The organism is Phytobacter palmae (genome assembly GCF_039409775.1).
Taxonomy (GTDB): domain Bacteria; phylum Pseudomonadota; class Gammaproteobacteria; order Enterobacterales; family Enterobacteriaceae; genus Phytobacter; species Phytobacter palmae.
The window spans coordinates 26,114-50,263 of the sequence record NZ_JBCIVJ010000025.1 but is presented as its reverse complement, the minus strand read 5'-3'; the positions used below and the strand labels follow the sequence as shown (position 1 = coordinate 50,263).

Here is a 24,150-nt window from a genome sequence, read left to right as displayed (position 1 = left end):
CGCATGATAAAGGAATTTTTCATGCCTGTTCTTTATATTCAGGTTCGTAAAAATCATATCACCGTTCGCGACATTGCGCGTAAGCAGAATGTATCCGGCAGCGGTGCCTTTAGCAGTCAACGTCTTCTTATTGCTGATTTTTTTAAAGCCGAAAAAGTACTGTGGGACCTTATCGAGCAGATTCGTCCCAGTTCATGGTTAAGGAAACTGCTGCGCACAGATCGCTTTGATATAGTTATCAGCGCGTTGGAAATGAATGAGGGTGGATTATCACCAGTCGAAGAACGTATCTTGCAGGAAGTCGTCGCTGGTGCGACACGGATGCGTTATCGTCGGTTGATAACCCACGCACAATCAACGCCACTGAGCGATGATGCTGTGATGGCGTTAATTGCGCAACGGTAAAAAGATTTAAGCGAGTAACCTCACTTCTGATAGCGTAAATGCAGCAGCGGATATGACCTGCCGGAATCATCCTTTTCGCTTCGCCCGGTTACCCTAAAACCCAGCTTAAGGTAGAACCCAATGGCTTGCTCGTTCTGCTCATTAACGTTGGTCGTTAAGTCGGGCGCCAGTAACAGAGCGTGTTCTACCAGTCGTTTCCCCACCCCGCTGCCGCGAACGTCAGGATCAATAAACAGTGCATCCATATGCTTTTCGGTGAGTAGCATAAACCCGACGGGTTCATCCTGTTCATTGGCGGCAACCCAAAGTGGCGCCGCCGGTAAAAACGCACTCACCTGTTCTTCCAGTTCTGCCCGATAATCTTTAGACAAAAAGTCATGTGTAGCATCGACTGAGCGGCACCAGATAGCTATCAGTCTCTCTCCTTCTTCAGGTCGCGAACGACGAATACTAATAACCATATTGTCTCCTGTTATGCGTGCTTATATTCTAACGCAAATACTTCCATGAAACTTTCTCACCTTCTACATGCAGACTCGACATTTGCTTTATTCCTGGGTATCTTCGGCTATCTGGATGTCTAAACGTTTAAACGTATGCAGTGAGGATATAAGTTATGCCGATTCGGGTGCAGGACGAGCTACCAGCCGTCAATTTCTTGCGTGATGAAAATGTCTTCGTGATGACGACATCGCGTGCTACAGGTCAGGAAATTCGTCCGCTCAAAGTGCTTATCCTCAACCTGATGCCGAAGAAGATTGAGACAGAGAACCAGTTTCTGAGGTTACTCTCCAACTCGCCACTGCAGGTGGACATCAAGCTACTGCGCATTGACGCGCGTGAATCACGCAATACGCCAGTGGAACACCTCAATAACTTCTACTGTAACTTCGATGAAATCAGCGAAGAAAACTTCGATGGCTTGATTGTCACCGGTGCGCCACTGGGTCTGGTCGAATTTAATGATGTTGCCTACTGGCCGCAGATTAAACAGGTACTGGAGTGGGCAAAAGATCATGTCACTTCCACACTGTTTGTCTGTTGGGCAGTACAAGCCGCACTGAATATCCTTTACGGTATTCCTAAGCAAACCCGTAGTGAAAAGCTTTCCGGCGTCTATGAGCACCACATTTTGCATCCACATGCTCTGCTGACCCGTGGTTTTGATGATACTTTCCTCGCACCGCACTCACGCTATGCCGATTTCCCCGCTGCGCTGATTCGTGATTATACCGACCTGGAAATCCTGGCTGAGACCGATCAGGGCGATGCCTATCTGTTTGCAAGTAAAGATAAGCGTATTGCCTTTGTTACTGGTCATCCTGAGTACGACGCAAATACCCTGGCGGGTGAATATTTCCGTGATGTTGAGGCCGGACTGTCGCCGGACATTCCCTATAACTATTTCCCGAAAAACGATCCCCGGAATAAACCACATGCGACATGGCGTAGCCATGGCAATCTGCTGTTTACCAACTGGCTGAACTATTACGTTTACCAGATTACGCCGTTTGATCTGAGCCATATGAATCCAACGCTTGATTAACGTTTCAGCAAGATCCTAAAGCGTTTCAGCATCCCATTTCAGGCACCTTCGGGTGCCTTTTTCATGCCTGAAATCCCCTCCATCAAATGATCAAATTTTAAATTTATTGTAATCAATAGGTTAACTTCATTTTTAAATTAAAATGGAAATTGTTTTTGATTTTGAAAATTAAATGAGTAGTCTTAATTGTGCTGAACGAAAACCATACAACGATCTTTCGTTCGCGTTGGGGAGTGTACGCGGATCAACGATGAGGAGCAGCGCAATGACACAACAGGCAACGACGACAGGTGAGTTGGCTTTTAACAAGCCTTATGGCGAAATGGAAAAGCAAATTCTGACCCCGGAAGCGGTCGAATTCCTTACTGAACTGGTGACACGCTTTACGCCACAGCGCAATAAGTTACTGGCCGCGCGTATGCGACAGCAGCAGGATATCGACAACGGAAAGCTGCCTGATTTTATTTCGGAAACGAATTCCATTCGCGAGGGTGACTGGACCATTCGAGGTATTCCACAGGATTTACAGGATCGCCGTGTTGAAATCACCGGGCCGGTTGAACGCAAGATGGTGATCAATGCGCTCAATGCCAATGTGAAAGTGTTCATGGCGGATTTCGAAGATTCCCTTTCGCCGGACTGGAATAAAGTGATTGATGGCCAAATTAATCTGCGTGATGCAGTGAACGGCACCATCAGCTATACCAACGAAGCCGGAAAAATCTACCAACTCAAACCCGATCCGGCGGTCCTGATATGTCGCGTCCGTGGCCTGCATCTGCCAGAAAAGCATGTCACCTGGCGCGGCGAAGCCATTCCCGGCAGTCTCTTCGACTTTGCACTTTATTTCTTCCACAACCATAAAGCGTTGCTGGCAAAAGGCAGCGGTCCTTACTTTTATCTGCCCAAGACCCAGGCGTGGCAGGAAGCGGCATGGTGGAGTGAAGTCTTCTGCTATGCCGAAGACCGCTTCGGCCTGCCGCGCGGCACCATCAAGGCCACTTTGCTGATTGAGACGCTGCCTGCCGTCTTCCAGATGGATGAAATCCTCTATGCGTTGCGTGACCACATTGTTGGTCTGAACTGTGGTCGTTGGGATTACATCTTTAGCTATATCAAAACCTTAAAAAACCACCCGGATCGTGTACTGCCCGATCGTCAGGTGGTCACGATGGATAAACCGTTCCTGAGCGCCTATTCGCGGCTGCTGATTAAGACCTGTCACCGCCGCGGCGCGTTCGCAATGGGCGGAATGGCGGCATTTATTCCCAGTAAAGATGCTGAGCGGAACAACCAGGTGCTCAATAAAGTGAAAGCGGACAAATTGCTGGAAGCCAACAACGGCCATGACGGCACGTGGATTGCGCATCCGGGGCTGGCAGATACCGCTATGGCTGTCTTTAACGAAGTGCTGGGTGCAAATAAAAACCAGCTGACGGTGACTCGCGAGAGCGATGCCCCCACCACGGCAGATCAACTGCTGGCTGCCTGCGATGGCGAACGGACAGAAGAGGGGATGCGCGCCAACATTCGCGTGGCCGTTCAGTACATTGAAGCGTGGATCTCCGGCAACGGCTGCGTACCGATTTACGGTCTGATGGAAGATGCGGCAACGGCTGAAATTTCGCGCACATCAATCTGGCAGTGGATCCATCACGAGAAAACGCTCAGCAATGGTAAGCCGGTCACGAAGGCCCTGTTCCGTCAAATGCTGGCCGAAGAGATGCTGGTGATTCAGGAAGAGCTGGGGGAACACCGCTTTAGTAGCGGACGTTTCGATGATGCCGCTCGCCTGATGGAACAGATCACGACCTCTGATGAGTTAATCGACTTCCTGACGTTGCCAGGCTACCGCCTGCTGGCCTGATGACCCAGGCAATTTTGTTCGCCATTAGTGGCCCCGGGCAGGGCTCAAAACCTTACGTACTCTAAGTACGCTGCGGTTTTGCGCGCCTTCCCGTGACCAGACTGCTTTCACCAATAACGCCTGGGAAGCCAGGACGATAATATGGAGCATCTGCACATGAAAACCCGTACCCAACAAATCGAAGAACTGCAAAAAGAATGGACTAAACCTCGCTGGGAAGGCATCACCCGTCCTTATAGCGCGGAAGAAGTGGTGAAATTACGTGGCTCGGTGAACCCGGAATGCACGCTGGCGCAGATGGGGGCAGCCAAAATGTGGCGTCTGCTGCATGGTGAGGCGAAAAAAGGCTATATCAACAGCCTTGGCGCGTTGACTGGCGGGCAGGCATTGCAGCAGGCGAAAGCAGGCATCGAAGCGATTTATCTGTCGGGCTGGCAGGTAGCGGCAGATGCGAACCTGGCCTCCAGCATGTATCCGGATCAATCGCTCTACCCGGCCAACTCCGTTCCGGCGGTGGTCGATCGGATCAACAACACCTTCCGCCGTGCGGATCAGATCCAATGGTCTGCCGGTATTGAACCAAACGATCCACGTTACACCGATTATTTCCTGCCGATCGTGGCGGACGCCGAAGCCGGTTTTGGCGGCGTGCTGAATGCCTTTGAACTGATGAAATCGATGATTGAAGCCGGTGCAGCGGCCGTTCACTTCGAAGATCAGCTGGCCTCGGTGAAAAAATGCGGTCATATGGGCGGGAAAGTGCTGGTACCGACACAAGAGGCGATTCAGAAACTGGTGGCCGCGCGTCTGGCGGCAGATGTAATGGGCGTACCGACGCTGGTGATTGCCCGTACCGATGCGGATGCTGCGGACCTGATCACTTCCGATTGCGACCCTTATGATAGCGAATTCATCACCGGCGAGCGTACCAGCGAAGGATTCTACCGTACCCGCGCTGGGATCGAACAGGCTATTAGCCGTGGTCTGGCGTATGCTCCGTACGCCGATCTGGTGTGGTGTGAAACCTCAACACCTGATCTGGCGCTGGCGAAACGCTTTGCCGATGCTATTCATGCGAAATTCCCGGGCAAACTGCTGGCGTATAACTGCTCACCGTCCTTCAACTGGCAGAAAAACCTGGATGATAAAACCATTGCCAGCTTCCAGCAGCAGCTGTCGGATATGGGCTACAAATATCAGTTTATTACCCTGGCGGGCATTCACAGTATGTGGTTCAACATGTTCGATCTCGCACACGCCTACGCACAGGGTGAGGGGATGCGGCACTACGTCGAAAAAGTGCAGCAGCCTGAATTTGCTGCCGCCAAAGAGGGCTACACCTTCGTTTCTCACCAGCAGGAGGTGGGCACCGGCTACTTCGATAAAGTGACCACCATTATTCAGGGCGGGGCGTCTTCTGTTACCGCGTTAACAGGCTCGACGGAAGAAGCTCAGTTCTGACGCCCCTCACTTTAACCCTCTCCCCACGGGAGAGGGGATCGGTGTTCAGGGCTGGCTGGATAATATTTCCTCCTCTCCCTGTCTGGAGAGGGGCAGGGTGAGGGGAAAGATGCGATGTCGCGTGGCATGGAATTACTGATTGCACAAACCATTCTGCAAGGTTTCGACGCGCAATACGGGCGCTTTCTGGAAGTCACTGCCGGCGCACAGCAGCGTTTCGAACTGGCTGACTGGCATGCCGTTCAGCAGGCGATGAAGCAGCGTATCCATCTTTACGATCACCACGTCGGGCTGGTTGTGGAACAGTTGCGCTGCATCACCGACAGCCAGCGACCGGACGCTGAATTTCTGCTGCGGGTGAAAGAGCATTACACTCGTCTTTTGCCGGATTACCCGCGCTTCGAAATTGCGGAGAGTTTTTTTAACTCCGTTTACTGCCGCTTGTTCGATCACCGCTCGCTTAGCCCCGAGCGCCTGTTTATTTTTAGCTCACAGCCGGAACGACGCTTTCGTACCATTCCGCGCCCGCTGGCAAAGGACTTCTGGCCTGAGCGTGGCTGGGAATCCCTGTTAACCAAGGTACTATCCGATCTGCCGTTGCGCCTGCCCTGGCAGGATAAAACGCGGGACGTTGGTTATATCATTACTCACCTGACAGAGACGTTTGGCGCAGATACGTTGCGTCAGTCCCATTTGCAGGTAGCAAACGAGCTGTTTTACCGTAATAAAGCGGCGTGGCTGGTGGGCAAATTGATCACCCCTGCGGGCACGTTTCCCTTCCTGTTGCCGATTCATCGTACGGACGAAGGCGAGCTGTTTGTCGATACCTGTCTGACTTCACACTCGGAAGCCAGTATCGTCTTCGGCTTCGCTCGCTCCTATTTTATGGTATATGCCCCGCTACCGGCAGCCACCGTCGAGTGGCTACGGGAGATCCTGCCGGGGAAAACCACTGCCGAACTGTATATGGCTATTGGTTGCCAGAAGCATGGTAAGACTGAAAGCTATCGCGAATACCTGAACTATATCCACGCCTCGGACGAACAGTTTATTGAGGCTCCGGGCATTCGCGGCATGGTGATGCTGGTCTTTACACTGCCGGGCTTTGATAGGGTCTTTAAGATCATCAAAGATAAATTCCCGCCACAAAAAGAGATGAGCGCGGCGCATGTACGTGCCTGCTATCAACTGGTAAAGGAACATGATCGCGTCGGGCGAATGGCGGATACGCAGGAGTTCGAACACTTTGTTCTGGAAAAGCGCCAGATTGACCCGGCGTTAATGGCGCTATTGCTCCAGGAGGCGCCGCAGAAAATCACGGACCTTGGGGATCGCATCTCCATCAGCCATCTCTATATTGAGCGTCGCATGGTGCCGCTTAATATCTGGTTTGAGCGGGTTCGTGGTTCGCAGTTGCGCGATGCGGTGGAAGAGTACGGGAACGCCATCCGTCAGCTTGCTGCAGCGAATATTTTTCCCGGCGATATGCTGTTTAAAAACTTTGGCGTCACCCGACACGGGCGCGTGGTGTTCTACGACTATGACGAGATCTGTTATATGACAGAGGTCAACTTCCGTGATATTCCACCGCCGCGTTATCCGGAAGATGAATTGAGTGCTGAACCCTGGTACAGCGTCGCGCCAGGGGATGTGTTCCCGGAGGAGTTCCGCCATTGGTTGTGCGCCGATCCGGAAATCGGCCCGCTGTTTGAAGAGATGCATGCCGATCTACTGCGTGCCGATTACTGGCGGAGCCTGCAGGAACGCATCAAAAATGGCCATGTTGAGGACGTCTATGCCTACCGTCGTCGCCAGCGCTTTTGCGTTCGCTATGGCAACCTGCAGCAGGCGGGGTAAACAGGCAGCCTGGTTTAAGCTACCTCAACGACGGCAAATTCTTCAAAAATCAGCTCCATATCCGCAGTCCAGGTGCCTTCACGTTCGAAGAATGCCTGATGCGCCGATTGCCAGTAAGCCAGGCTCAAATCACCTTCACCTTCCAGCGCGGCGAGCTCAGAACTCATTTCGTTAAAACGGATGAGCCTGAGCGCCAGAGTGCGTATCACGCATACCGCTTTACCTTTGCCGTCCAGCACTATGTGATATGCCCCAGGGGCCACGGGTGGTTGTTCTTGCTGATAGCTGGCAAGCGAGCAGCAGGTTCCGCGCTTCTTCCCCGCAACGACCAGGGCCGCCAGCTCGTCGGCCAGTTCCGGTGAATCGCCGAACGACCAGCAAAAAGCCGAAGGATATTTATCCTGCCAGTATGATTTCAGGTCAGCCATTTTGCCGCATTCCTCCCCAGGCGGCCGTCACCTCTTTGGCCCCTTTAATCGCCAGCGCGCCCAGCTCAGTCACACGGTCATCGGTGATGCGGGAAATCGGCCCCGAAATAGAGATCGCGGCAAACGGTACGCCGTGTTCATCATAAATGCAGGCGGCGACGCAGCGCAGGCCAAGTGCATGTTCTTCATCATCAAACGAGTACCCGCGCTTGCGAGTCTGGGCCAGGTCTTCTTTCAGATGCACTGGTGATACCAGCGTGGCATGGGTATAGGCATGCAACCCTTTGCGGTGCAGCAGACCGGAGACCTGGTCATCGTTCAAGTAGGCGAGAAACGCCTTGCCTGCGCCGGAAGCGTGCATCGGCAGCTTCCCGCCAATGGGCGCTGACATGCGCATCAGTTGGGTACACTGCACCTGGTCTATAATTATGGCCTGATGATCGCTTTGGTCGAGCACCGCAAGGTTGACCGTCTCGCCGGAATCTTCCATTAGTTTGCGCAGGATGGGATGGACTATCGCCATCAGGTTGCGGCTTTGCAAAAAGCTGCTGCCGACGATAAACGCGTGGGCACCAACGGACCAGTGACCGAGTTCGCCTACCTGTCGTACAAAGCCGAGCTGTTGCATGGTAGTGAGCAGACGGTGGGTGGTGGAGTTGGGCAGACCGGCCTGTTGCGCCAGCTCGGTGAGCGCAACGCTACCATGGGATTCGGCGATTGACTCAAGCAGTTTGAGTCCACGCGTCAGAGACTGGACTTGCCCGGTAGCCTGAGCGGCGGGGGCGGCGGGTTTTCTGCCGCGTTTAGCGGGAACAGTGGCAACCATGGCTGACTCCTTTTCTGTATCGTGGAAATCATTTTCGTTTTATTTAATTATAATGCAACTCTGACGCGGACTGATCGGATGAGTTCAAATGAACATCTCTCATGTTAACCCTGTGTGCCTTTTCCGCTCTGTCAGTTTGTGCCAGTATGTCCTGCTGGCCTTTTGGCCTGGTTGAGCGTTGTCGGGAGCACGTGTGAGCAGCAAAGTTGAGCAACTGCAACAGCAGTTAAAAGAACGAATTTTGGTTCTGGACGGGGGCATGGGCACCATGATTCAGAATCAGCGTCTCAGTGAGCAGGATTTTCGCGGCGAGCGATTCGCTGACTGGCCCTGCGACCTCAAAGGTAACAATGACCTGCTGGTTATTACAAAGCCTGAGGTGATTGCCGCTATCCATTCCGCCTATTTTGAAGCGGGCGCGGATATCATTGAGACCAATACCTTTAACTCCACAACTATCGCGATGGCGGATTACCAGATGGAATCCCTGTCAGCGGAGATCAACTTTGCGGCCGCCAGACTTGCCCGTGCATGTGCCGATGAATGGACTGCCCGTACGCCGGACAAACCGCGTTATGTCGCCGGTGTTCTTGGCCCAACCAACCGCACAGCCTCTATTTCGCCGGATGTTAACGATCCCGCGTTTCGTAATATCACTTTTGACCAGCTGGTGGCTGCCTATCGCGAGTCCACCAAAGCGCTGGTGGAAGGCGGTTGTGACCTGATCCTGATCGAAACGGTGTTCGATACCCTGAACGCCAAAGCTGCCATTTTCGCGGTGAAAGAAGAGCTGGAGGCGCTGGGCGTCGAACTGCCGATCATGATTTCCGGCACCATTACCGATGCATCCGGGCGTACGCTTTCCGGGCAAACCACAGAAGCCTTCTATAACTCATTGCGCCACGCCGATGCGCTCACCTTCGGCCTCAACTGCGCACTGGGGCCGGACGAGTTGCGCCAGTACGTGCAGGAACTCTCGCGTATTGCCGAATGCTACGTCACTGCGCACCCGAACGCAGGTTTACCAAACGCCTTTGGCGAATACGATCTTGATGCCGACACCATGGCCGCGCAAATTCGCGAATGGGCAGAGTCCGGCTTCCTGAACGTGGTTGGCGGCTGCTGCGGCACCACACCTGAACATATTAAAGCCATGAGCGATGCCGTCGCTGGCCTGCCCCCGCGTAAACTTCCGGAGATCCCCGTCGCCTGCCGTCTGGCGGGCCTGGAGCCACTGAATATTGGCGATGACAGCCTGTTTGTTAACGTAGGTGAACGCACCAACGTTACTGGTTCGGCAAAATTCAAGCGTCTCATCAAAGAAGAGAAGTACAACGAAGCGCTGGATGTGGCGCGTCAGCAGGTAGAGAACGGCGCGCAAATCATCGATATCAATATGGATGAGGGGATGCTCGACGCCGAAGCGGCGATGGTGCGTTTTCTCAACCTGATTGCTGGCGAACCGGACATTGCCCGTGTGCCAATTATGATCGATTCCTCAAAATGGGATGTGATCGAGAAAGGGCTGAAATGCATTCAGGGTAAAGGCATCGTTAACTCTATCTCAATGAAAGAGGGGGTGGATGCCTTTGTCCAGCATGCGAAGATGGTGCGCCGCTACGGTGCCGCCGTGGTGGTGATGGCCTTTGATGAAGTCGGACAGGCAGATACCCGCGAGCGCAAAATCGAAATTTGCCGTCGGGCGTACAATATTCTGACCAAAGAGGTGGGTTTCCCGCCTGAAGACATTATTTTTGACCCGAATATCTTTGCGGTCGCCACCGGGATCGAAGAGCACAACAACTACGCCCAGGACTTTATTGGCGCCTGCGAAGACATCAAACGCGAACTGCCCCATGCGTTGATCTCCGGCGGCGTCTCTAACGTCTCGTTCTCATTCCGTGGTAATGACCCGGTACGTGAAGCGATCCATGCGGTCTTCCTCTATTACGCCATCCGTAATGGCATGGACATGGGGATCGTCAACGCCGGACAACTGGCGATTTACGACGACCTGCCGACAGAACTGCGCGATGCGGTGGAAGATGTCATTCTTAACCGCCGCGATGACAGCACAGAACGCTTGCTGGATCTGGCGGAAAAATACCGTGGCAGCAAAACCGACGATACCGCCAACGCCCAGCAGGCGGAATGGCGGACCTGGGATGTGAAAAAGCGTCTGGAATATTCGCTGGTCAAAGGTATCACCGAGTTTATCGAAGAGGACACCGAAGAAGCCCGTCAGCAGGCTGCCCGCCCGATTGAGGTGATTGAAGGGCCGCTGATGGACGGCATGAACGTGGTCGGCGATCTGTTCGGCGAGGGCAAAATGTTCCTGCCGCAGGTGGTAAAATCCGCACGCGTTATGAAACAGGCGGTGGCCTACCTCGAGCCGTTTATTGAAGCCAGTAAAGAGAAAGGCTCCAGCAACGGCAAAATGGTTATCGCCACTGTGAAAGGCGATGTCCACGACATCGGCAAAAATATCGTCGGCGTGGTCTTGCAGTGTAATAACTACGAAATCGTCGACCTGGGCGTCATGGTGCCGACGGACAAAATCCTCAAAACTGCCCGTGAAGTGAACGCCGATCTGATTGGCCTGTCTGGCCTTATCACTCCGTCGCTGGATGAAATGGTCAACGTAGCGAAAGAGATGGAGCGTCAGGGCTTTACGATCCCGTTGCTGATTGGCGGCGCGACGACATCGAAAGCGCACACGGCGGTAAAAATCGAGCAGAACTACAGCGGCCCGACGGTCTATGTGCAAAACGCCTCGCGTACCGTGGGGGTGGTGTCATCGCTGCTGTCTGATGCCCAGCACGATGATTTTGTCGCCCGCACGCGTAAAGAGTACGAAACCGTCCGTATCCAGCATGGACGTAAAAAGCCGCGCACCCCGCCAGTGACGCTTGAGGCCGCCCGCGAAAACGATCTGGCATTCGACTGGCAGAGCTACACCCCGCCGGTGGCGCATCGCCTGGGCGTGCAGGAGGTAGAGGCAAGCATCGAAACCCTGCGTAACTACATCGACTGGACGCCGTTTTTTATGACCTGGTCGCTGGCCGGGAAATATCCGCGCATTCTCGAAGATGAGATTGTCGGGGAGGAGGCGCAGCGCCTGTTCAAAGATGCCAACGATATGCTTGACCAGTTGAGCGCGACAAAAGCGCTGAACCCGCGCGGTGTGGTGGGCTTATTCCCGGCGAACCGTGTCGGCGACGATGTTGAGATCTATCGCGATGAGACCCGCACTCAGGTGCTCGCGGTAAGTCGTCATCTGCGTCAGCAGACCGAGAAAGTCGGTTTCGCTAACTACTGTCTGGCCGATTTTGTCGCGCCGAAGCTGAGCGGTAAAGAAGATTACATTGGTGCGTTTGCCGTTACCGGTGGTCTTGAAGAGGACGCACTGGCAGAGGCGTACGACGCGCAGCATGATGATTACAACAAAATCATGGTCAAAGCGGTGGCAGATCGCCTGGCGGAAGCCTTTGCGGAATATCTGCATGAGCGTGTGCGCAAAGTCTATTGGGGCTATGCACCCAACGAGAACCTCAGCAATGAAGAGCTGATCCGCGAGAATTACCAGGGGATTCGCCCGGCGCCGGGATATCCAGCCTGTCCGGAGCACACGGAAAAGGGCACGATCTGGCAGTTGCTGGATGTGGAAACCCATACCGGTATGAAGCTGACGGAATCCTTCGCCATGTGGCCGGGTGCCTCGGTCTCCGGCTGGTATTTTAGCCACCCTGACAGCAAATATTTCGCCGTGGCGCAGATTCAGCGCGACCAGGTTGAAGACTACGCATTGCGTAAGGGAATGAGCGTGGCGGAAGTAGAACGCTGGCTGGCGCCGAATCTGGGCTATGACGCGGACTAATCGCAGCCTGTTATCCCTCTACCGGCCTGTTTTCAGGCCGGTTTTTTTATACCCGTCAGGTGCTTACTACAGACATATTTAAATCGCCGGAAATATTTTTTGATTATTTTTTATTAATCGTATGACAAATATAGTTTGTTATCTCTGGCCTTAAAATATATAACTGTACAGACGGTTGAGATCGTGCGGTAAAATAATAACGTATTAAAAGTGATACCTTAAAAATATATTAAAATTCCAGTGTTATTTTTGATACTTTAAAAGTCCCTCAATAAATCAGGTTATGTGATCGCTGTTAGTAACTCAGCATAGTTGCATTTAATAAAATAGCCAAATAAACACAGCGCTTTTATTACCTGAATCAGAGCCAAATAAATCTGGCTCTAATCTATATTACTGAGGCCATATTATGGAAACCGTTCAAAATACCCTCGTCGCTCGCGAAAGCAGTGGCTGGAGAAAAAGTGATACCGTCTGGATGCTGGGGCTGTACGGTACTGCGATCGGCGCAGGGGTGCTTTTCCTGCCGATCAACGCCGGGGTTGGTGGTTTAATTCCGTTAATCATCATGGCAATTCTCGCATTCCCGATGACATTTTTCGCCCACCGTGGTTTAACCCGTTTCGTTTTATCGGGTAAAAATCCGGGTGAAGATATTACGGAAGTGGTTGAAGAGCATTTCGGTATCGGTGCCGGTAAACTGATTACATTGCTCTACTTCTTCGCTATTTATCCGATCTTGTTGGTCTATAGCGTTGCAATTACCAACACCGTCGACAGCTTTATTACTCACCAGCTTGGCCTGGTTTCTCCACCGCGTGCCATTTTGTCACTGATTCTGATTATTGGCATGATGGCTATTGTCCGCTTTGGCGAAAAAATGATTGTTAAGGCGATGAGCGTACTGGTATTCCCGTTCGTTGCTGCGCTGATGATGCTGGCGCTGTATTTGATCCCGCAATGGAACGGTGCGGTTCTGGATACCTTATCACTGAACAACGCCGCGCCATCCGGTCACGGTCTGTGGATGACGCTGTGGCTGGCAATTCCGGTAATGGTTTTCTCGTTTAACCACTCGCCGATTATCTCCTCTTTTGCGGTGGCTAAACGCGAAGAGTACGGTCAGGATGCCGAGCGCAAATGTTCCCGTATACTTGGCTTTGCACATATCATGATGGTACTGACCGTGATGTTCTTTGTGTTCAGCTGCGTACTGAGCCTGTCCCCGGAAAACCTGGCGGAAGCGAAAGCACAAAACATCTCCATTCTCTCTTATCTGGCAAACCATTTTAACGCGCCAGTGATTGCCTGGATGGCGCCGATTATCGCCATGATTGCCATTACCAAATCTTTCCTCGGCCACTACCTCGGCGCGCGTGAAGGTTTCAACGGTATGGTGATTAAGTCTCTGCGTAGCAAAGGCAAATCCATTGAAATCAATAAACTGAACAAAATCACTGCGCTGTTTATGCTGGTGACCACCTGGATTGTTGCGACCCTGAACCCAAGCATCCTGGGCATGATTGAAACGCTGGGTGGCCCGGTTATCGCGATGATTCTGTTCCTGATGCCGATGTATGCCATCAACAAAGTACCGGCTATGCGCAAGTACAGCGGTCACATCAGCAACGCGTTTGTAGTGCTGATGGGCCTGATTGCCATCTCCGCCATCTTCTTCTCTCTGTTCAGCTAAGGTTTCAGCGCCGCCTGTCACAGGCGGCGCATCCGTTTTGCTTTGTAACCGCATGGGTGCCACATGATTAGCGTTTTCGATATTTTCAAAATCAGCATCGGGCCGTCCAGCTCACACACTGTTGGGCCGATGAAAGCAGGAAAACATTTTGTTGATACCCTGCAGGAAAAAGGCCTGCTGCATAAAGTGACTCGTCTGGTGGTGGATGTATATGGTTCCCTGTCATTAACAGGTAAAGGCCACCATACCGATATCGCGATTATCCTGGGGCTGTCCGGGTATTTGCCGGATACCGTCGATATCGATGCCATTCCCGGAATTATTCGCGATGTAAACACCATGCATCGTCTGTTTATTGAAGAAGGTCAGCGGGAAATTGAGTTCCCGGTGGCGGAATGCATGCGTTTTCACAATGAGTTTCTGCCGCTGCATGAAAATGGCATGAGCATTACGGCGTTTTGCGAAGGCAAAATCGTCCACTTCCAGACCTATTATTCTATCGGTGGCGGTTTTATCGTCACGGAGGAAAATTTTGGTAAGAATCAGGACGCGGATGTCGATCTTCCGTTCCCGTTCTATTCTGCCCGCAACCTGCTGGCGCATTGCCATGACAACTGCCTGTCTATTTCTGCGGTGATGATGAAAAATGAGATCGCCCGACACGGCAGGGAGTACGTGGAGCAAAACATGGCGAAAATCTGGGAGACCATGAGAAATGCCATTAACCGTGGTATGAACACGGAAGGCATTTTGCCCGGGCCGTTGAAAGTACCGCGTCGTGCCTCTGCACTGCATCGTGTACTGGCGCCGCAAAGCCAGTCTATTACACCGTTAAGCGCAATGGACTGGGTCAATATGTTTGCCATGGCCGTGGGCGAAGAGAACGCGGCGGGTGGGCGTGTGGTCACTGCGCCGACCAATGGTGCCTGCGGTATCATTCCGGCAGTACTGGCCTATTATGATCGCTTTATCAAGGCGGTGACGCCGGAAATTTATATGCGCTACTACCTGACGGCGGGCGCGATTGGCATTCTGTATAAGATGAATGCGTCTATTTCCGGGGCTGAAGTCGGCTGCCAGGGTGAAGTGGGCGTAGCCTGTTCGATGGCCTCCGCCGGACTGGCCGAGCTGCTGGGTGGCAGCCCGGAGAAAGTGTGCATCGCGGCAGAAATCGGCATGGAGCATAACCTTGGGTTGACCTGCGATCCGGTCGCCGGGCAGGTTCAGGTGCCGTGCATTGAGCGTAACGCGATTGCGGCAGTGAAGGCCATTAACTCAGCGAGCATGGCGATGTACCGCACCAGCGATCCGAAGGTCTCACTGGATAAAGTCATCGAAACGATGTTTGAGACGGGCAAAGACATGAACGCCAAATACCGTGAAACCGCACGAGGCGGTCTGGCGATTAAAGTCGCGGTATGTGAGTCCTGAGTCCCACAAAAAACCGCCTGTTTACAGGCGGTTTTTTTTGATGGTGCAAGCTTACCGGGACATCTCCCAAAACTATTTAGCTTTTTTCTCTGTATCAGGCGGCAGGAAAGACCATACCACACTGTGAGAAGCCGATGAGGTATACCATTCGTTAATGGTGGCGCTAGCGTCGCTGGCCTGCGCAGCGGCGGCAAATTTTTCTTTTGGCTGGTGGGCTTTTTTGCGGATGCGGATGCGCGAAGGGGTCGCGGCATTAATTTGCGCGTTAAAGGTGCGAATGTGCGAATCGAATAAAACCGACTCCAGCTGGTGCAGACGATCCAGACCACGCAGAATACCGATCAACGTACTCAGGGTAACAGACTCGCCTAATTCAACGCGTTTGATGGTTGCAGCGCCGACTTGTGCGCGCTCGGCCAGCTCAATCTGGGATAGCCCGAGCTGCATTCGCGTTTCTTTAATTCTGCGGCACAGTTCAGAAATAATTTCACTGTCGGACATAGTACTGAAACGCATCTTAATTCCCCTACTGCGTAATAACTCATGGCAGATTATTTAGCATATTAATTTATAAATAAAGCGGTTATTTTCTCTTTTGCGAGAGTAACAACATTGTTTTTCTTTAACAAAGTTTCTACAGAAGAAACGATAATTAAAGACAAGCCGCTGAATATGAAAGGCGCCACAGTTGTCCATTTTATTATTCATTCTCGTATTGATAATGCAGTTTACTCTGTTTTGTTTATCTCTTTATTACATCTTTCCCTTTATACTGGTAAAAAGCGCTATGCATAACAGGGAAGCAGTAATGATATGAGTTATAAAGATAAAATATTTACATTCTGGGGAGCGATGGATTTGCTGGCCATCGGGAGCTACCTTTTCTATTCCTTAAAAATGGGTCACGTACCGATCTGGTCCGATATCCAGCTTTTCTACAGCCAACTGACGTTAATGGAAGTCAGGGGTGCTGACCGTATTTTTCTGCAAACGCTCTTTTTTATCCACTCAGGGCTGTTGTTATCGCTATGTTTTTCGGCATACGCCTTTCTCGTAAAAAAGAACATACGTTTCCTGTTCATTGGGTTGCAGGAAATGATGCGTATTTTATCGCTCACCTGCTCGGTCGCCCTTTTTCCGCTGCTCCTGCAATTTATGCGAATTGATGACGCGTTCGTTGCCCTTATTTTGTTCGTTATTTCCGAAACGCTTAAGGTTGGTTCGTTGCTGTGGCTGAGAAAACGGGGATTGTTAACGTAATGTTGAATTCACATGTCTCTTTATGGTGCGTAAGTCTTTATACTTAGATTCAATAATCCTTGCTCTGACCGACAGAGCCTTTTCTCCCCGACTCGCAGGTTAAAACCGGGAAGAGGGGAAAACGAAAGGAATCGACAACGATTAGGAGAACCAGAATACGTGTTAATTTTGCTTCACTTACTCTCTTCTGTTGCCCTGTTAGTGTGGGGCACGCATATCGTACGTACCGGTGTCATGCGCGTTTTTGGCGCACGACTGCGCACAGTACTGAGCCGCAGTATTGAAAAGAAGTCTCTCGCTTTTAGCGCAGGGATTGGCGTGACCGCACTGGTACAAAGCAGCAATGCCACCACCATGCTGGTGACGTCGTTTGTTGCCCAGGACCTGGTGGCGCTCGCGCCAGCGCTGGTGATTGTGCTGGGAGCTGACGTGGGGACTGCGTTGATGGCGCGTGTTCTCACCTTCGATCTCTCGTGGTTATCACCGTTGCTGATATTCGTCGGCGTGATTTTTTTCCTGGGACGCAAACAAACACGCGAAGGCCAACTGGGGCGTGTCAGCATCGGTCTCGGCCTGATTTTACTGGCGCTTGAGCTGATTGTTCAGGCGGTAACCCCTATTACTCAGGCCGATGGCGTTCAGGTGATCTTCGCCTCGTTGACGGGCGACATCATTCTGGATGCTCTGATTGGCGCGGTGTTCGCAATCATCAGCTATTCAAGTCTGGCGGCGGTGTTACTGACCGCCACGCTGACCACGGCGGGGATCATCTCCTTCCCGGTGGCGCTCTGTCTGGTGATTGGCGCCAACCTTGGCTCTGGCCTGCTGGCGATGCTCAACAACAGTACCGCCAACGCCGCAGCACGGCGCGTGGCGCTGGGCAGTTTGCTGTTTAAGCTGGTAGGGAGCCTGATAATTCTGCCGTTTGTGCACTTACTGGCCGATGTGATGGGTAAGCTACCGCTGGCTAAAGCCGAACTGGTCATCTACTTCCACGTCTTCTACAACCTGATTCGCTGCCTGGCAATGGTGCCTTTTGTGGGTGTGATGGCGACCTTCTGTGAACGTTTGATTCGTGATGAACCGGAGCTGGATGCACGCCTGAAACCAAAACATCTGGACAGTTCCGCACTGGATACGCCAACGCTTGCGCTGGCAAACGCGGCCCGGGAAACACTACGGATGGGCGATGCGATGGAGCTGATGCTGGAAGGGTTACATAAAGTGATGCACGGTGCGCCCAGGGAGGAAAAAGACCTGCGTAAGCTCGCCGATGACATTAATGTGCTGTACACCGCTATCAAACTCTATCTTGCGCGTATGCCAAAAGAAGAGCTGGCGGAAGAGGAGTCAAAACGCTGGGCTGAGATTATTGAGATGTCGCTTAACCTGGAGCAGGCCTCTGACATTGTGGAGCGCATGGGCAGTGAAATCGCTGATAAATCACTGGCGGCACGGCGGGCTTTTTCCGTTGAAGGGTTGAAAGAGCTCGATACGTTACATGAACTGTTACTCAGCAATTTGAAACTGGCGATGTCGGTCTTTTTCTCCGCCGATGTGACCAGCGCGCGCCGCCTGCGTCGCAGTAAACACCGTTTTCGCATCCTCAACCGTCGTTACTCTCATGCTCATGTTGACAGGCTGCATCAGCAGAATGTGCAAAGTATTGAAACCAGCTCGCTGCACCTGGGGCTGTTGGGTGACATGAAACGCCTTAACTCGCTGTTCTGTTCGGTCGCTTACAGCGTGCTGGAGCAGCCGGATGAAGATGATGAAAGGGATGAGTATTAACCTCAGCGGTTTCGCGGTTGGTCAAAAGGCAATGAAGATATCAGGACCACGCTTCGTTGCCTTAAAACGCTGGCAGTAGGGAGCAAATCGTTTTCCGCCAGCGTCGGGATGCGAGAAAGCGCAGATTTTCTTAGCCTTCTGATAAGATATATTGCGCTTTTACAGGAGAATTTATGCTGCCAGACTCATCAACCCGATTAAATAAATACATCAGCGAAAGTGGAATTTGCTCGCGCCGCGAAGCCGATCGCTACATAGAACAAGGCAATGTTTTCCTCAACGGTAAACGTGCCACCATCGGCGATCAGGTCAAGCCTGGCGATGTCGTAAAGGTAAACGGTCAGTTGATTGAGCCACGCGAGGCCGAGGATCTGGTCTTTATCGCACTGAATAAACCCGTGGGTATTGTCAGTACTACGGAAGACAGTGAAAAAGACAACATTGTCGATTTTGTTAACCACAGTAAACGCGTTTTCCCCATTGGTCGTCTCGATAAAGACTCCCAGGGGCTGATTTTTCTCACCAACCATGGCGACCTGGTGAACAAGATTTTGCGTGCCGGCAATGATCATGAAAAAGAGTATCTGGTAACGGTGGACAAACCCGTGACCGATGAATTTATTCGTGGCATGGGAGCAGGCGTACCGATTCTGGGGACGGTGACGAAAAAGTGCAAAGTCAAAAAAGAGGCGCCGTTTGTCTTTCGTATCACCCTGATTCAGGGCCTGAATCGCCAGATTCGCCGTATGTGTGAACATTTTGGCTATGAAGTCACTAAGCTTGAGCGTACCCGGATTATGAATGTGGGGCTGGCTGGCCTGCCGCTCGGTGAATGGCGCGATCTGACCGATGACGAGTTGATCACGCTGTTTAAGCTTATTGAGAACTCATCGTCCGAGGCGAAGCCAAAGGCAAAGAATAAACCGAAAACTGCGACGACCACCGCAAAGAAACCCGCTTCCAGTGGGGCGAAAAATATGGCAAAAACCCCGGCGGAAATGGCTTCGCGTAAACGCTTTACTCAGCCGGGGCGCAAGAAGAAAGGGCGTTAACGTCTGCCGCGTGTCGAGGTGTTGGCCGACCAGGAAAAGGTGGCCGCTTCATCCGGTTTGTAAGCCTGCTTTTTCTTTATCTGGCGGGCTTTTTTTGCCTCCGCTTCACGCTCAACCATCAATTTATCGATGTACTCTTTTTTCACGCTGTTGGTTTCGACGTTGGTAAGAACCCGTCCGTGCGCAATACGCGCGCGGTCGAGCAAGGTTTTCAGTTCACGTTGCTCGCGCTCGGTCATCTCTTTTTGGGTAATACGGGGGAGTGCCATGTGGGTGCCCTCGGTCAGGAAGTGGATCCAGTGTACGGTACAGGCGTGAGGGCTTACAGCAAATTATCATCTGCAAACCACAATGATTCGTTTCCCCGGTACGCGAAGCGCCACCGGGGAAACGCGAATCTGACAAATACCGACCGGGCGACGGCTTATCAGCTCTCTTTTACTACTGCGCGTGGTTTGTCTGAGATCGGCTTACCGGACCAGTAACCCGCCAGCAGCGAGCCGGACAGATTATGCCAGACCGAGAACAGGGCGCCTGGCAGTGCAGCCAGCGGCGAGAAGTAGATTTTACCGAGCGCGGCAGCAAGGCCTGAGTTCTGCATTCCCACTTCGATGGCCAGTGTGCGGCAGGTGGATTCGTCAAAACCGAACAGACGACCACCCCAGTAGCCGCCCAGCAGGCCGATACTGTTGTGCAAAATCACCGCGACGATAACCACCACACCCACGGAAGCGATGTGCGAGGCGGAACCGGCCACCACGGCGCTGATAATCGCCAGGATACAAACCATCGAAAATGCGGGTAGATACGGCTCTACCGCCTTTACCACACGCGGAAACAGATGGTGGACAATCAAACCAAGCCCAATGGGAATAACCACAATTTGCAGGATACTCAGCAGCATACCCGTGATGTCCACCTGAATATGGGCATCGACATACAGACGCGTCAGCAGCGGTGTGGCGATCACGCCAACTAATGTGGAGACCGAAGAGATGGTCACGGAGAGCGCTACATCGCCCTTAGCCAGATAGATCATGACGTTGGAAGCCGTACCGCTGGCCACGCTACCCACCAGTACCATCCCGGCAGAGAGATCCGGCGGCATTTTGAAAATCATCGCCAGCAGCCAGGCGGCCAGCGGCATCACCAGATAGTGCAGGAAAATGCCTGCGGCAACCGGGGCCGGGCGGGAAAGCACGCGTTTGAAGTCGTCAATTTTCAGGTGCACACCCATGCCGAACATAATCAACATGAGTAGCGTGGTGACCCAGGGACCGATTGGGATAAAGGTCGAGGGTGTGTACCAGGCAAGCACAGAGAGCAGCAGCGCCCATAACGGGAACAGCCGGGTGAGTACAGCGAGCATAGTGTTTTCCTTTAAGGCGTTGTGTTGTGTTTCGTTATAAAAAAGGCCGGGTTCGAGCCCGGCCGTAAATACTGTTTATCGCGTGCGGAAATTTTATTCAAACAAATTAAGATGAAGAGGATTCATGTAGCAGAGCGGACGTTTTCCCAGCTCAGCCCGAAGCGAGCAAGGTATTTTCGCAGACGATCAGCATCATTGGGCCTGGCTTTTTTCAGGCGCGAAACGGCAAACAGTTCGCGCCCGGCATCGGAAAGAGAGTGGTGACGACGACAGACCTCCAGTACTGTTTCCAGTTGGCGTTGCTCAAACAGATCGACCTCCTCCGCTAACGGGGGAAGTGTGGGAGCGACCTGCCAGGCGTGCTGTAAACGTCCGATCTCTTCGTCGGCGATGGACAGAGTGATGCGCCCCTGTTCGGCCAGCGTCGCCATACGGGCAATCGACGAACTCAGTTCACGAAAGTTGCCGCGCCACTGTGCCTGCCCGGAACAGGCAAATGCCAGATAATGTTCGCGCGCGTCTTTGTCGAAACGGATGTGAGTCTGGGCTTCGGCGCTAAAGCGCTGGAGTTCGAATTCAATATTCGGCGCGATATCTTCCCGTCTTTCAGCGAGCCCCGGCAGGGCAAAAGTCCACATATTGATACGCGCGTAGAGATCTTCGCGGAATTTTCCTTCCAGTACCCACTGGCGCATGTCGCGGTGCGTTCCGGCGATAAGCTGAAAATCACTGTGGACCTCTTTATCTGCGCCAAAGGGGAAGAAGGTTTTTTCTTCAATGGCTTTAAGCAACATGGCCTGTTCATCCAGACCCAGCTCCGCAATTTCATCCAGAAACAGCACCCCCCCATCGGCTTCACGCAGTAGCCCTGTTCGCGGCGTTAGCGCGCCGGTAAAGGCCCCTTTTACATGACCAAACAACGTCGACATGGCGTTATCGCCGCGCAATGTGGCGCAGTTAACTGCGACGAGTTTGCCCGCAACCCGATAGCGGGACTGGCGCAACTGAAAAATACGTTTTGCCAGGAAGGACTTGCCCGCCCCGGTCGGGCCGGTCAGTAGAATCGGTGCCGTAGAACGCAAAGCCACCCGTTCAATTTGATCGATGAGTTTATTGAATGTCGCATTACGCGTATCGATACCGGCTTTGAGCAGCGAGACTGACTGCTGTTGTTCGCGTTGAAAGCGGCTGGTCAAGGTTGCATAGCGGCTTAAATCGAGATCGATAACCGAGTAAACGCCGGCGGCAATATCTTCTTCCGAAGCCCCTTTCGGTGCCGGGCTGGTTTGCAGCAGGCTGGCGGGCAGATAGCGGGCCTCTGTCAGTAGAAACCAGCAGATCTGCGCCACGTGCGTGCCGGTGGTGATATGCACCAGATACTCTTCGTTATCCGTATCGAAATCGTAGTGGCTGGCGAAATCCAGAAACGCGGCATACACCTCTTCAAAATCCCACGGATCGCGAATGTTCACTGTATGAGGGCGTACGGTAGTTTGCGGTGAAAGTAGGGCGATATCTTCCGCCAGCTGTTGGGCCATGCCTTCATCGCGCGGTTGATGGAGCAGCTCCAGCCGATCAACCGGAAAATCGGGCTGCTGGCATAACCCAACGGTTGGCCGCCATTTGCGAAAGCGATTGGCTCGCTTGCCGCGTTTATCCAAAACCGTTCCCGGTACGCCAATCACCACTCTGCGCTTTTGCATTTTTATCCTTAAAGATAAATAACGATAAATAAATATAAAAAAATTATCGGGATACCAGCAAGCAACCAGACGAATGAAAAATTAAAATACTTAAATATTAATCACTTAAATTTTTATTTTTCATTTGCACGTTCCTGGCACACTTCTGGCAATACCTGATACGTCACAACGCTGAGCACGCAGGGGATTATGCCCCGCCAGCGCACCTGGAACGGTAATACGTTATCCGTGGGGCGTTCTGTCAGCAGAGAGACACTTAAGGGTTCGATTCCCAACTCACCTGTCCGGTGAACACTGGTTGTGTTCGTAAACGCGCCATCGGGTTGTTCATGGTGGCAATGAACCGGCGCCGATAAGGGCTCCGGGTCGCAGGCAAAACAGGCTGGCAGTGATGGCCTGTTTCCCTCCGGCTCCGATCCTGCATTCGCGCTGGTACGTGAAAATTTAAGGAAAATCAAATGAATAAGAAAATCACTATTCGTCAGGGACAACTGGGCCTGCTGGTAAAAGCGGGTGATTACACAAAAATTCTAACGGCAGGAGAGCACCGCCTTTCCTGGTTTGGTAAGCAAGAGGTCATGTTCGTTGAGCTCAATGGCAGCGATGTGCCGGCAGAGCTGGCGAATTATCTGCGCCGTTTCAGACCTGAGTGGGTCGGGGCGTACTGCCTGAGCGTCGATACCGCCGGGCATGAAGTGGCCGCGCTCTACCGTGACGGAATCCTGGTGGAAATTATCCCCCCGGCGTCACGCCGCCTCTTCTGGCAGGACGGTAGCCTGAGCGTGGAGTTGACAGATACCCGGGATGTACGCGTACCGGAGAGCATCATGAATGCCGTATTGCAGCCACGTAGCGGCACAGCCGTTAAAGGACGGGATGCCATACTGACAGTTAGCGTCGCGGCATGGCACGTCGGTGTAGTAAAAATCGATGGTGTAACACAACCCTTGTTACCGCCGGGATTGAGCGCTTACTGGAAAGTGAACCATCTGGTTGATGCAGATGTTGTCGATACACGTTTGCAACTGATGGAAGTGTCCGGCCAGGAAATTCTGACCAAAGACAAAGTGAACCTGCGCATCAACCTGGGGGCGAACTGGCAATACAGCGATGTGTTACAGGCATTCAGCCAGTTGACCAAACCACTGGACCACCTGTATCGCGAATTGCAGTTTGCCCTGCGTGAAGCGGTGGGGACTCGTACGCTGGACGAACTGCTTGAAGACAAGCAGATCATCGATGAGGTGGTCAGTGCCCAGGTGAAAACACGTATGGCTCCCTTTGGTATGGATGTCGCATCGCTGGGTGTACGGGACATCGTGTTGCCGGGCGATATGAAAACCATCCTGGCGAAGCTGGTGGAAGCGGAAAAATCGGCGCAGGCGAATGTGATTCGTCGTCGTGAAGAAACGGCGGCAACCCGCTCATTGCTCAATACCGCGAAAGTAATGGAAAACAACCCGGTAGCGCTGCGCTTAAAAGAGCTGGAAACGCTGGAAAAAGTGGCTGAACGTATCGATAAAATCTCGGTATTCGGTGGCCTCGATAACGTCCTGAATGGGCTGGTGAGTATTAAAGGATAAT

19 protein-coding genes are annotated in these 24,150 nt (G+C 52.5%); 12 read left to right on the top strand and 7 right to left on the bottom strand.

Annotation, left to right across the window (positions count from 1 at the left end; translation table 11 throughout):
• The first annotated feature begins 21 nt into the window (after positions 1-21).
• On the top strand, positions 22-405 hold the full coding sequence (locus tag AAIG39_RS22100) for a YjaA family stress response protein (RefSeq protein ID WP_090088931.1): 384 nt from the start codon (positions 22-24) through the stop codon (positions 403-405).
• Between the two features lie 20 nt (positions 406-425).
• On the opposite strand, the gene AAIG39_RS22095 is transcribed toward AAIG39_RS22100, so the two are convergent.
• Positions 426-866: an acetyltransferase gene (locus tag AAIG39_RS22095; RefSeq protein ID WP_090088934.1), complete on the bottom strand. Its 441-nt coding sequence runs from the start codon at positions 864-866 to the stop codon at positions 426-428.
• Positions 867-1,021: 155 nt separating this feature from the next.
• Between AAIG39_RS22095 and metA the strand changes: the two genes are divergently transcribed.
• The 4 genes from metA (at position 1,022) to aceK (ending at position 7,136) form a co-directional block, all read left to right on the top strand.
• A complete protein-coding gene (metA, locus tag AAIG39_RS22090) occupies positions 1,022-1,951 on the top strand; it encodes a homoserine O-acetyltransferase MetA (protein WP_090088936.1) in 930 nt (309 codons plus the stop codon).
• 265 nt (positions 1,952-2,216) lie between these two features.
• A complete protein-coding gene (gene aceB / locus AAIG39_RS22085; protein ID WP_343194751.1) occupies positions 2,217-3,818 on the top strand; it encodes a malate synthase A in 1,602 nt (533 codons plus the stop codon).
• A gap of 156 nt (positions 3,819-3,974) precedes the next feature.
• Positions 3,975-5,279 carry an isocitrate lyase gene (aceA, locus tag AAIG39_RS22080; protein ID WP_090089029.1) on the top strand — a complete coding sequence of 435 codons (1,305 nt, stop codon included), beginning with the start codon at positions 3,975-3,977 and terminating at the stop codon, positions 5,277-5,279.
• Positions 5,280-5,393: 114 nt separating this feature from the next.
• Positions 5,394-7,136 carry a bifunctional isocitrate dehydrogenase kinase/phosphatase gene (gene aceK / locus AAIG39_RS22075; RefSeq protein ID WP_090088941.1) on the top strand — a complete coding sequence of 581 codons (1,743 nt, stop codon included), beginning with the start codon at positions 5,394-5,396 and terminating at the stop codon, positions 7,134-7,136.
• Positions 7,137-7,150: 14 nt separating this feature from the next.
• Here aceK and AAIG39_RS22070 read toward each other — a convergent pair whose 3' ends face one another.
• Positions 7,151-7,555 (bottom strand): ASCH domain-containing protein, encoded by a 405-nt coding sequence (locus tag AAIG39_RS22070; protein WP_090089031.1) that lies wholly within the window; start codon positions 7,553-7,555, stop codon positions 7,151-7,153.
• Between the two features lies 1 nt (position 7,556).
• Complete coding sequence (gene iclR / locus AAIG39_RS22065; protein ID WP_090088943.1) at positions 7,557-8,390, bottom strand: glyoxylate bypass operon transcriptional repressor IclR; 834 nt, start codon at positions 8,388-8,390, stop codon at positions 7,557-7,559.
• 193 nt (positions 8,391-8,583) lie between these two features.
• Here iclR and metH point away from each other — a divergent pair, with 193 nt between their 5' ends.
• From metH to AAIG39_RS22050, 3 genes are all read left to right on the top strand, one after another.
• Positions 8,584-12,267: a methionine synthase gene (metH, locus tag AAIG39_RS22060; RefSeq protein ID WP_343194750.1), complete on the top strand. Its 3,684-nt coding sequence runs from the start codon at positions 8,584-8,586 to the stop codon at positions 12,265-12,267.
• Positions 12,268-12,676: 409 nt separating this feature from the next.
• Positions 12,677-13,960 carry an HAAAP family serine/threonine permease gene (locus AAIG39_RS22055; RefSeq protein ID WP_090088948.1) on the top strand — a complete coding sequence of 428 codons (1,284 nt, stop codon included), beginning with the start codon at positions 12,677-12,679 and terminating at the stop codon, positions 13,958-13,960.
• A 63-nt stretch (positions 13,961-14,023) separates the two neighbouring features.
• Complete coding sequence (locus AAIG39_RS22050) at positions 14,024-15,391, top strand: L-serine ammonia-lyase (protein ID WP_249569863.1); 1,368 nt, start codon at positions 14,024-14,026, stop codon at positions 15,389-15,391.
• Between the two features lie 72 nt (positions 15,392-15,463).
• Here AAIG39_RS22050 and AAIG39_RS22045 read toward each other — a convergent pair whose 3' ends face one another.
• Positions 15,464-15,907, bottom strand: a complete 444-nt coding sequence (locus AAIG39_RS22045) for a helix-turn-helix domain-containing protein (RefSeq protein ID WP_090088952.1) — start codon at positions 15,905-15,907, stop codon at positions 15,464-15,466.
• A gap of 297 nt (positions 15,908-16,204) precedes the next feature.
• Here AAIG39_RS22045 and AAIG39_RS22040 point away from each other — a divergent pair, with 297 nt between their 5' ends.
• The 3 genes from AAIG39_RS22040 to rluF all read left to right on the top strand — a co-directional run bounded on the left by AAIG39_RS22040 (position 16,205) and on the right by rluF (position 19,494).
• Positions 16,205-16,651 (top strand): hypothetical protein, encoded by a 447-nt coding sequence (locus AAIG39_RS22040; protein ID WP_090088954.1) that lies wholly within the window; start codon positions 16,205-16,207, stop codon positions 16,649-16,651.
• A gap of 159 nt (positions 16,652-16,810) precedes the next feature.
• The gene (locus AAIG39_RS22035; protein ID WP_343194749.1) at positions 16,811-18,442 is read left to right on the top strand and encodes a Na/Pi cotransporter family protein; all 1,632 of its coding nucleotides are present in this window, start codon (positions 16,811-16,813) and stop codon (positions 18,440-18,442) included.
• A gap of 173 nt (positions 18,443-18,615) precedes the next feature.
• On the top strand, positions 18,616-19,494 hold the full coding sequence (gene rluF, locus AAIG39_RS22030; protein ID WP_249569861.1) for a 23S rRNA pseudouridine(2604) synthase RluF: 879 nt from the start codon (positions 18,616-18,618) through the stop codon (positions 19,492-19,494).
• On the opposite strand, the gene AAIG39_RS22025 is transcribed toward rluF, so the two are convergent.
• From AAIG39_RS22025 to rtcR, 3 genes are all read right to left on the bottom strand, one after another.
• Complete coding sequence (locus AAIG39_RS22025; protein ID WP_343194748.1) at positions 19,491-19,763, bottom strand: YjbD family protein; 273 nt, start codon at positions 19,761-19,763, stop codon at positions 19,491-19,493. The two genes, rluF and AAIG39_RS22025, sit on opposite strands and share 4 nt — an antisense overlap.
• A gap of 158 nt (positions 19,764-19,921) precedes the next feature.
• The gene (gene panS / locus AAIG39_RS22020; RefSeq protein ID WP_090088962.1) at positions 19,922-20,863 is read right to left on the bottom strand and encodes a ketopantoate/pantoate/pantothenate transporter PanS; all 942 of its coding nucleotides are present in this window, start codon (positions 20,861-20,863) and stop codon (positions 19,922-19,924) included.
• Between the two features lie 122 nt (positions 20,864-20,985).
• Complete coding sequence (gene rtcR, locus AAIG39_RS22015; protein ID WP_343194747.1) at positions 20,986-22,566, bottom strand: RNA repair transcriptional activator RtcR; 1,581 nt, start codon at positions 22,564-22,566, stop codon at positions 20,986-20,988.
• 458 nt (positions 22,567-23,024) lie between these two features.
• Here rtcR and AAIG39_RS22010 point away from each other — a divergent pair, with 458 nt between their 5' ends.
• Positions 23,025-24,149, top strand: a complete 1,125-nt coding sequence (locus AAIG39_RS22010; RefSeq protein ID WP_090088966.1) for a slipin family protein — start codon at positions 23,025-23,027, stop codon at positions 24,147-24,149.
• Position 24,150 lies beyond the last annotated feature (1 nt).